We start from the raw sequence: 8,852 nt of genomic DNA on the forward strand, positions 1-8,852 counted from the left end.
CGGGCTTCGCACCGCCGGTCGAGGAGGAGCGCCTCTACCGCGTGATCGATGCCATGGACCAGGTGGCCGAGGAAACCGGCAGGACGCTGCCGCAGATCGCGCTCAACTGGCTGCTGCAGCGCCCCACCGTGGCCAGCGTGCTGATCGGCGCGCGCGACGAGGAACAGCTCAGGCAGAACCTTGGCGCACTCGGCTGGCAGCTCACCGGGGAACAGGTCGCGCGCCTCGATGCGGCAAGCGCCGTGACGCCGCCCTACCCCTACTACCCCTATTGGAACGGGCAGTTCGCCGAGCGCAGCCCCGTGCCAGTCTGAAGGCGAGGGCCGGCGCCGCACGCACAGCCGCGTTAAGGATTCGATAAGGCGGGGCACGCATCATGGCGGCCCCGCATGAACACGAACGCCGAATCGCGATCCCTCCCGCTGCCGGAACCGCCTGGGTTTGAGCGGGTGCTCGTCTGGGATGCACCCCTGCGCGTCTTCCATTGGCTCATGGCCGCCTGCTTCGCCGGCGCCTGCCTCACGGCCGGACGGGAGGGCTGGCGCGACCTCCATCAGACTTTGGGCTACACGATGGGCGGGCTGGTGGTCTTTCGCATCGCGTGGGGCTTCGCAGGCACCCGCTACGCCCGCTTCGCGAACTTTGTCCGGGGCCCCGGGGAGATCGCGGCCTACCTGCGCCGCATGCCGCGCGGATGGGGCAGGCGGCACATCGGCCACAGTCCCGCAGGGGCCGTGGCCATCATCGCGCTCCTCCTGCTGACGCTGGCCACTGCCGTCTCCGGGTGGGCGAGCGGCGACAAGCCGACGGCGGATGGGTGGTGGCAGGAGTTCCATGAAGGCGCGGCACTCGCGATGCTGGCGCTCGTGGGCCTGCACATCGCCGGCATTGTTTTCGGCAGCTGGCGCGCAGGCGAGAACCTGGCGCGCTCGATGATCAGCGGCACCAAGCTGGGCGTGCCGAGCGAAGCCATTCGAAGCGCGTGCTACAGCGTGGCCCTGCTCATGCTGGCCGCAGCCGCCGGCTTCTGGGGCTACCAGTGGGCGGGTGCCGCAACGGTGGCAGCGTCTCGTGAACAGTTGCGCGAAGAGGCCCGCGAACAGCCCGCCTCCACCATCGAAGCCCGGCGCGAGCCAGGGGACAATGACTGAGCGGCCCGCCCGCACCAAGACAATCCCGACCCATGCGCATCCTTCTCGCGGAAGACGACGCCCTGCTCGGCGAGGGGCTTCGCGCCGGCCTCCTGCAGCTCGGCTTCCAGGTCGACTGGGTGCGCGACGGCATGGCCGCCGAGCACGCGCTGCGGGCCAATCCCTATGCGGCCTCCGTCCTCGACCTGAGCCTCCCCGCGAAGGACGGGCTGGCGGTGCTCGCTGCCATCCGAAACGCCCAGGTCAAGCTGCCCGTGCTGGTGCTGACGGCGCGTGATGCGGTGCACGATCGCGTCCGCGGCCTGGATGCGGGCGCGGACGACTACGTGGTCAAGCCAGTGGACATGCTCGAGCTGGCGGCACGCCTGCGGGCGCTGGTACGGCGCTCGCACGGCCAGCCGCAGGATTGCCTGGTTGCGCACGATGTCCTCCTGGACCCCGCCGCACGCGCAGTCCACAAGGCCGGCGAGCCGGTGGTGCTCTCCACGCGGGAGTTCGACCTGCTGCACACGCTGATGCTGCATGCCGGCCGCGTCCTGTCGCGGGAACAGCTGGAGCAGCACCTCTACAGCTGGGGCCAGGAAGTGGAGAGCAACACCATCGAGGTCCATGTCCACCGGCTGCGGCGCAAGCTGGGCAACGCGCTGATCCAGACCGTGCGCGGCGTGGGCTACGTGCTGATGCGGGCTTCCGCCTCGCCGTGATCCGGGCCGCCTATTCGCTGCAGGGCCGGCTGGCATGGCTGCTGCTGGTCCTGCTGGTCGCGGTCTGGGGCGGCACCGCTGCCATTACCTGGTTCGACGCGCGCCACGAGGTAGAGGAAATCCTCGACAGCCATCTGGCCCAGGCCGCGGCCCTGGTCATTGCCCAGCAGCGCGGGGCCGCGCACGACCTCCCGATCGACGCGCCGGCGCTGCACCGCTACGCCTACAAGACCGCGATCCAGGTCTTCAACGACGGCCGGTTGGCGCTGCGCTCCGCCAATGCGCCGCTCGCGCCGTTGGTGGAGGGCCGCATCAGCGGCGCCCCGGCCTTCAGGACGATCTGGCTCCAAGGCCGGGAGTGGCGCGTGTTCTCGGTCCATGACCCCGAGGCCGGGCTGCAGGTCCACGTGGGCGAAGAAGGGAAATCCCGCGACGCGATCCTGTGGGCGGTTCTGCGAAGCACCCTGTGGCCCTTGTTCGCCGCCCTGCCGCTGCTGATGCTGGCCGTGTGGTGGGCAGTGCACCGGGGACTGCGCCCGATGCGCCGGCTCGGGCGCGCGCTGCTCGAGCGCAGGCCGGACGTGCTGGACCGCGTGCAGCTGGACGATGCGCCTTCCGAGATGGTGCCCATGATCGACGCGCTCAACGCCATGTTCCGGCGCATCGAGTTCCTGCTCGAATCCGAGCGGCGCTTCACTGCCGATGCCGCCCACGAGCTGCGCACGCCCATCGCGGCGATCCGCGCGCACGCACAGGTCGCCATGCAAGAGGCCGATGACGAGCGCCGCTCCCGCTCGCTGCAAGGCACCATCGACGGCTGCGACCGCGCCACGCGCCTGGTCGAGCAGTTGCTGACGCTGTCCCGCCTGGAAGCCGACGCCATGCCGGAAGAAAAGGACGTGGACCTCGGCGCCCTCGCCCGCCGCGTGCTGGCCGACATCGCGCCGCGGGCGATCGCCAAGTATCAGTGCCTGGAACTGAACAACGGCCCGGCCTGCATCATTCGCGGCGACGAGACGCTGCTGACGGTGCTGGTCCGCAACCTTGTCGACAATGCCGTGCGCTACAGTCCGCCCTCGGCTCGCATCGAGGTGCGCGTCGCGTGCGGCGCGTCGGGCGTGCGGCTCAGCGTCGAAGATGGCGGCCCCGGCATGAACGACTCCGACATGTGGCGGCTGGGCGGGCGCTTCTTCAGGGCGCTCGGCAACTCCGAAAGCGGCAGCGGCCTGGGCCTGTCGATCGCGCGCCGCATCGCCGCAGTGCATCGCATGGCGATAGACATCGGGCGCTCCCCGCACTTGGGGGGATTGGCGGTTCATGTCCGCTGCCTGCCTTCTTCACTCCACTGAACCATGACCGACGCACCCGACAAGACCGACGCATCCGACGCATCCGACGCATCCGACGCATCCGACAAGACCGACGCACCCGACAAGACCGACACTCCCCGGATCCCCTTCAAGGTGACCCTGCTCAACGCACAGCGCCGGCACATCCTGTGCATGAAGTGGGGCACCAAGTACGGCCCCGAGTACGTCAACCGCCTCTATGCGATGGTTCGCCGCCACCTGCTCAGCGGCTTCCGCTTCACCTGCCTGACGGACGATCCCCGGGGCATCCGGTCCGAGGTGGAGTGCCAGCCCATCCCCGCGCTCGACCTGCCCGAGGGCATTCCCGAGCGCGGCTGGACCAAGCTGGCCGCGTTCTCCGCCGACCTGTATGGCCTGCGCGGCACGGCGCTCTTTCTCGACCTGGACGTGGTGATCGTCGGCGGACTCGATCCATTCTTCGACCATCCGGGCAAGTTCCTCATCATCCGCGACTACAAGCGCAAGCACCGCCTGACGGGCAACTCCTCGGTCTACCGCTTCGAGATCGGCGCGCATGCGGATGTGCTGGAGCATTTCCGCAGCAACTTCGCCGAGGTGCGCTCGACGTTCCGCAACGAGCAGGCCTACCTCTCCGACTTTCTGCACCGCCAGGGCAAGCTCGAATACTGGCCGGCGCCCTGGTGCCCGAGCTTCAAGTACCACAGCATCCCGGCATGGCCGACCAACTACTGGCGCGCGCCCTTCGTGCCGCCGGAGGCGCGCATCGTGATCTTCCATGGCGAGTGCAACCCGCCGGACGCGCTCGCGGGCCAGCGCAACCGGGCCTTGCGCTTCATCCGTTCAGCAGGTTGGGTGGCAGAGCACTGGCGGGAGTGATCCCCGCTGTTGTGCCAACGCGGGTCGAGAGCTGGTCGACAAGGCGATCAACGGCAAGCTCGGCCTGCGCAAGCGACTGCGCCAGTCGCTCCCCGCCGAACTCGTCGTGCTCGACCGCAATCTCGTGCACGTCGTCGATGCCGATGTAGCCGAACACCGATCGCACGCTGGCCTCCGTGTGGTTGAGATGCGCGATGCGCTCGCCCTTGCCGTAGCCAAAGTCGCCGCGCGAGCTCAGCAGCACCAGGCGCTTGCCCGTGTCCAGCATCGGCCAGTACGGGACCTCGCCGCGCGCGCGGTCGAAGCCGAAGCTGCGGCCTACGCGCACGATGTTGTCGATGTAGGCCTTGAACTGCGCCGGCACGCCGAAGTTGTACATGGGCAAGCCCACCACGATCAGGTCCGCGGCGATGAGCTGGTCCAGCAGGCCATCGCTCTCGGCCAGCGCCTCCTGCATCCACGCCTCGCGCGCGGCCGGTGGCGTGAACGCAGCGTGGACCCATGCGCCGGTCACCGGCGAGGGCGGATGGCTGCCCACGTCGAGATAGTCGACGCGGTCCTCGGCACGTGCGGCACGCCAGCGCTCGACGAAGCGCGCGGACAGGCGGCGTGTATGGGAACCATGGGCATCGACGTCCGAGCGGCCCGGCCGGGCGCTGGCGTCGATGTGCAGAAGCGTGTTCATGAAGATGGCCTTCCTTGGAGTCGATGGATGAGAATGGCTCGTGTGTCTTACCCTTGCGGGACACCCAGGCCTGGGCCGAATCTAGGCTCATGCCGGGCTCATCACAAACGACGATTTCTTGCTCATGAATGAGATCATTTCATCCATCAGGCCAGCCCGCCGCCTGCCGCCGCTGTCGTCGCTACGGGCCTTCGAGGCCGCTGCGGCGCATGCCAGCTTCCAGCGCGCTGCGGGCGAGCTCTCGGTCACGCCCACCGCCATCAGCCACCAGGTGCGCGGTCTCGAGGGCACGCTGGGCCAGCCGCTGTTCCGGCGCATGACGCGTCAGCTGGTGCTGACGCCCGCGGGCCTGCGCCTGTTCCACGCGTTGCGCGAAGGTTTCGACACGCTGGAGGCCGGCGTGCAGGCCTTGCGCATGCGCATCGAAGGCGAGACGGTCACGCTCACGGCCAACACAGCCTTCGTCGCGAAGTGGGTGCTGCCGCGGATCGCGGCTTTTCGCCTGGCCTGCCCCGGCATCGAACTGCGGCTGCATGCAAGCGACACGCTCGTCGATCTTGCGCGCGGCGATGCGGATCTCGCGATCCGCTCCGGCCAGGGCGACTGGCCCGGCCTCGCGACGGCCGAGCTGATGCCCGAGCGCTATGCGCCGCTATGCAGCCCGCGACTGGGACTGAAGCGCGCGCGGGACCTGGCGCAGCACCGCCTGATCCACAGCGACTGGCAGCCCCACGCGAGCGCGCCCGCGCAGTGGCCGCGCTGGTTCGCGGGAGCGGGCCTCGCGCTGCCGGCAGGGCGTCGTTCGAGCTTGTCCGCCGGCCTCTCCTTTTCGGACGAGACCCACGCGATGCTCGCCGCACTGGCCGGCCACGGCGTGGCGCTCCTGAGCCTCACGCTCGCGGCCGAGGAACTGCGCAGCGGGGCGCTGGTGCAACCCTTCGGCCCTGCGCTCGACACGGGCCGTTATTTCCTGGCCACGCCCAAAGGGCGGGAACGCGAGCCCGCAATACGCGCTGTGTGGGACTGGATTGCAGCGCAGGCCGGCACCTGAGGCGGCCGAGGGCTCAGACCGAGACCAGCGTCTCGAAACCACCCCAGAACATGCGCTTGCCGTCGAAGGGCAAGGTCTTGGGGTCCATCATGTCGGCCAGTCGCGGATCGCTCATCACCTTGGCGTTCACCTCGTCGCGGTGCGCGCGCGATTCGAAGACGATGTACGAGAAGACCACCAGTTCGTCGTCCTTGAGGTCGACGCTCTGCGGGAAGGACGTGACCTCGCCCGATTTCACGTCGTCAGCCACGCACTCGCGGTACTCGAGGGCGCCATGCTCGCGCCAGATCTTGCCCGCCTTGGTCGCCATCTCGCGGTACTGCTCGATGTTGCGCTTGGGGAGCGGAAGAACATATCCATCGACGTAAGCCATGCGGAATCTCCTTGGAGGGTTGAAGAGAGGACGACGCGCTCAGCACCCAGCAGCCGGCACGAGACGCATGACTGTATAGACCGATCCTGGTGGTGCCTTCAACTGCCTGCGATCGCGGCCGGCACTCGACGCGCCCGGCACATGTCCCCGCCGGAGGTGGACAAGCTTGTGGAAAAGTACCGGAGCAACTTCGCGAAGCCTTGCCCCATAAGGCCTCCCGCCAGATTGCCTGCTGAAGAAGCAGCGGGTTACAACTAAATGCAACAGATACAACTAAGGGCCTAATTTTCGCGGAGCCAAGCCTCGGCGCAGGCTTCGAACAGCGGGATGTTCTGGTCGACCTCGTCGTGGAGGAACCGGCGCGCGCCTTCGCGCACGTGACCATCGAGGGCGATCCAGGCTTCCCACAGGCGGCTGTCCGCCGGCGGCGGCGTCGCCTCCCACACGAGTGCGACGATAGGCAAGGTTTCCGCCGCCGGCAGGTCCGACCAGATGATCCCGAGCTTCGACAGCATGCCCGGCTGCTCGCCGAGCTCGATACCGGTGCGGACCTGGCCCTCCTCTTCCACAATCACGGCACTGAGGCCGCCTGAAAGGAGGACGCTCAACAACTCGGCGGGGGTGGCCTGCCGGACCCATTCGTCGGCGCGCCGCGCCAGCTGGGCGCCGAGATCGGCCTTGGTGAGGTGCTGATGCACCGGCCCGTAGTGGCGCCGCGGAGCTTCGGGCATGGCATAGGCATGGTTCAACATCCCGCCAGTGTCACCAAAGCAGGTGCAGTGTCTGCCAGCGGTGGCCTACGTGCCTGCCCTCCTGTGTCCGACTCTGCCCCCCGGGGGGCCGAGCGCGCCATACGTCGCCCGGGCGCTCAGCCGCCGCGCAGTTGGGCGCGCAACTGCGCGCCGATCTCCGGCCGCTCCAGGAAAGGATCGGCCGGGTTGGCGATGGACACGATGTTCTCCATGCGGCTCCTCACGTTGCCCAGCGCCTTGGGATGGCTGAAGACGTAGAACTGGTTGGCGCTGATCGCGTCGAAGACCTTGTGCGCCACCTCCGCGGCGGTGATCTTGCCGCTGCTCACCGCCTTGTTGCTCATGGCCTGGCCGATCAGCTGGCTGCGGGTCGGCTTGTCGGCAGGCAGCCCGCCCGGCCGGTTGCGCTCGCTGCTGGTGATGCCGGTGGGCACGAAGTACGGGCACAGGAGGCTCGCACCCACCTGGTCGGTGATGAGCTTCAAATCCTGGTAGAGGGTTTCGGTGAGGCTCACCACCGCGGCCTTGGCGGTGTTGTAGATGCCCATGTTGGGCGGCGTCAGCAGGCCGGCCATGCTGGCGGTATTGACGATGTGGCCGCGCCAGGACGGGTCGGCAGCAGCCGCCTCGAGCATCATCGGCGTGAACAGGCGCACGCCATGGATCACGCCCCAGAGGTCGACGCCGAGCACCCATTCCCAGTCGGCGACGGTGTTCTCCCACACCAGCCCGCCGGCGCCCACGCCGGCATTGTTGAAGACGAAATGCGGCGCGCCGAAGCGCTCCTTCACGTCTTTTGCAAGCTGTTCCATCTGCGCCGCGTTGGCCACGTCGACCTTGCGCGCCATGACCTGGGCGCCGGCCGCCTCCATCTCGGCACGCGCCTTGTCCAGCGCGTCCTGCTGCACGTCGACCAGCACCAGGTTCATGCCGCGTGCCGCGCCGATGCGTGCGCACTCGAGGCCGAAGCCGGAGCCGGCGCCGGTGAGAACGGCGGTGGTGCCTTGGAAGTCTTGAATCATTGGAGTCCTTGTTGAAGTCGCGGAAGAAGACAATTCAAAATTCTGGCCGTCCTGCCGCGACTTCTGCGTAACCTCTGCGACTTCTGCGTTCGGCTCCCGTGTCCGATTCAGCCTTCGACCTTGCGCAGCGTGTACCCGATGCGCGGAAAGTGCACATGCACCGTGCCCGCCCGCGGGTCGGTGCGGCGCAGCGTGTAGTGCGTACGGGTGGCGGCGAGCAGTTCGCCCTCGGTGGGCTCGGGGCCGAAGCTCTCGGCGGCGATGGTGACGCGCGTGCCCAGCGGGATGCCGTGCTCGTCCTGGAAGGTGCTGTCGGACAGCAGCGTGTGCGGCGTGGAAGCAGCCGCCACTTCGATGGCCTGTGCGGCGTCGAAGGTCTCCATCGCACCGTGGCCGATGGCCGCCATGCGGTCCATCCAGTCGCCCACCGCGGGCGTGATCTGCAGGATGTCGGCCATCGAGGGCGTGCGCTTGCGGGTGAACCAGAGCGGGTGGTAGCAGGCGAAGTCGGCCACGGTGGGATAGGCGCCGACCAGGTAGTCGGTGTCGTCGAGCATGTCGGACATCCGCCGCAGGTACGACTTGTAGGCCGCCGCGGCATCGCCGGGCCGGTGCCGCACCATGTTGACGCTCATGGCCTTGCGGTCCTCGCCGAAGACCTTTGCCGCCTCGGGCGGTGCCTTGGCGAAGATGTCGGCCGCGCCCTTGCCGCTGAAGCTGTAGGCCATCGCGGCCCAGAAGAGGATCGTGTCGCCCCATTGGGCGACCACGCGCTCCAGGCCCTTTCCCGGCTCGGGATAGAGCGAGGGCAGTGGCGCGACATGCTCAAGCACGTCGCAGATGAGCGCGGTGTCGCAATAGATGTCGGCGCCGATCTGCAGCACCGGCGTGCGGCGGTAGCCGCCGG

At 68.4% G+C, this 8,852-nt stretch carries 11 protein-coding genes; 6 read left to right on the plus strand and 5 right to left on the minus strand.

From position 1 onward, the window contains the following. The 5 genes from APY03_RS44385 to APY03_RS24165 form a co-directional block, all read left to right on the plus strand. On the plus strand, positions 1-314 hold a 314-nt coding region (locus APY03_RS44385; protein ID WP_232324383.1), incomplete at its 5' end, for an aldo/keto reductase. 75 nt (positions 315-389) lie between these two features. Then, a complete protein-coding gene (locus APY03_RS24150) occupies positions 390-1,151 on the plus strand; it encodes a cytochrome b/b6 domain-containing protein (RefSeq protein WP_068680813.1) in 762 nt (253 codons plus the stop codon). A gap of 32 nt (positions 1,152-1,183) precedes the next feature. Next, positions 1,184-1,855 (plus strand): winged helix-turn-helix domain-containing protein, encoded by a 672-nt coding sequence (locus APY03_RS24155; protein WP_068680815.1) that lies wholly within the window; start codon positions 1,184-1,186, stop codon positions 1,853-1,855. After that, on the plus strand, positions 1,852-3,204 hold the full coding sequence (locus APY03_RS24160; protein ID WP_068680818.1) for an ATP-binding protein: 1,353 nt from the start codon (positions 1,852-1,854) through the stop codon (positions 3,202-3,204). The genes APY03_RS24155 and APY03_RS24160 overlap by 4 nt, the downstream gene beginning before the upstream one ends. A 153-nt stretch (positions 3,205-3,357) precedes the next feature. Further along, entirely contained in the window at positions 3,358-4,062 is a 705-nt protein-coding gene (locus tag APY03_RS24165) for a glycosyltransferase (protein WP_068680871.1), read from the plus strand. On the opposite strand, the gene APY03_RS24170 is transcribed toward APY03_RS24165, so the two are convergent. Continuing rightward, positions 4,019-4,747 (minus strand): FMN-dependent NADH-azoreductase, encoded by a 729-nt coding sequence (locus APY03_RS24170; RefSeq protein ID WP_068680820.1) that lies wholly within the window; start codon positions 4,745-4,747, stop codon positions 4,019-4,021. The genes APY03_RS24165 and APY03_RS24170 overlap by 44 nt on opposite strands. 124 nt (positions 4,748-4,871) lie before the next feature. On the opposite strand from APY03_RS24170, the gene APY03_RS24175 reads away from it, so the two are divergent. Continuing rightward, positions 4,872-5,798 (plus strand): LysR substrate-binding domain-containing protein, encoded by a 927-nt coding sequence (locus APY03_RS24175; RefSeq protein ID WP_068680822.1) that lies wholly within the window; start codon positions 4,872-4,874, stop codon positions 5,796-5,798. Positions 5,799-5,811: 13 nt separating this feature from the next. Here the strand turns inward: APY03_RS24175 and APY03_RS24180 are convergent, their stop codons facing one another. From APY03_RS24180 to APY03_RS24195, 4 genes are all read right to left on the minus strand, one after another. Beyond that, positions 5,812-6,171, minus strand: a complete 360-nt coding sequence (locus APY03_RS24180; RefSeq protein WP_068680824.1) for a DUF1428 domain-containing protein — start codon at positions 6,169-6,171, stop codon at positions 5,812-5,814. Positions 6,172-6,452: 281 nt separating this feature from the next. Continuing rightward, entirely contained in the window at positions 6,453-6,923 is a 471-nt protein-coding gene (locus tag APY03_RS24185; RefSeq protein ID WP_068680826.1) for a hypothetical protein, read from the minus strand. Positions 6,924-7,039: 116 nt separating this feature from the next. Continuing rightward, complete coding sequence (locus tag APY03_RS24190) at positions 7,040-7,945, minus strand: SDR family oxidoreductase (RefSeq protein WP_068680828.1); 906 nt, start codon at positions 7,943-7,945, stop codon at positions 7,040-7,042. Positions 7,946-8,052: 107 nt separating this feature from the next. Beyond that, positions 8,053-8,852 (minus strand): glutathione S-transferase family protein (locus APY03_RS24195; protein ID WP_232324384.1); only part of this gene is annotated, 800 nt, incomplete at its 5' end.

Origin of the sequence: Variovorax sp. WDL1, assembly GCF_001541225.1 — a bacterium.
In the GTDB taxonomy this organism is placed as follows: Bacteria; Pseudomonadota; Gammaproteobacteria; order Burkholderiales; family Burkholderiaceae_C; genus Variovorax.

Bases quoted from the DNA above. Each gene is read 5' to 3' on its own strand.
- APY03_RS24150 (WP_068680813.1), top strand. From the start codon at position 390: ATGAACACGAACGCCGAATCGCGATCCCTCCCGCTGCCGGAACCGCCT.
- APY03_RS24155 (WP_068680815.1), top strand. From the start codon at position 1,184: ATGCGCATCCTTCTCGCGGAAGACGACGCCCTGCTCGGCGAGGGGCTT.
- APY03_RS24165 (WP_068680871.1), top strand. From the start codon at position 3,358: ATGAAGTGGGGCACCAAGTACGGCCCCGAGTACGTCAACCGCCTCTAT.
- APY03_RS24170 (WP_068680820.1), bottom strand. From the start codon at position 4,747: ATGAACACGCTTCTGCACATCGACGCCAGCGCCCGGCCGGGCCGCTCG.
- APY03_RS24175 (WP_068680822.1), top strand. From the start codon at position 4,872: ATGAATGAGATCATTTCATCCATCAGGCCAGCCCGCCGCCTGCCGCCG.
- APY03_RS24180 (WP_068680824.1), bottom strand. From the start codon at position 6,171: ATGGCTTACGTCGATGGATATGTTCTTCCGCTCCCCAAGCGCAACATC.
- APY03_RS24185 (WP_068680826.1), bottom strand. From the start codon at position 6,923: ATGTTGAACCATGCCTATGCCATGCCCGAAGCTCCGCGGCGCCACTAC.
- APY03_RS24190 (WP_068680828.1), bottom strand. From the start codon at position 7,945: ATGATTCAAGACTTCCAAGGCACCACCGCCGTTCTCACCGGCGCCGGC.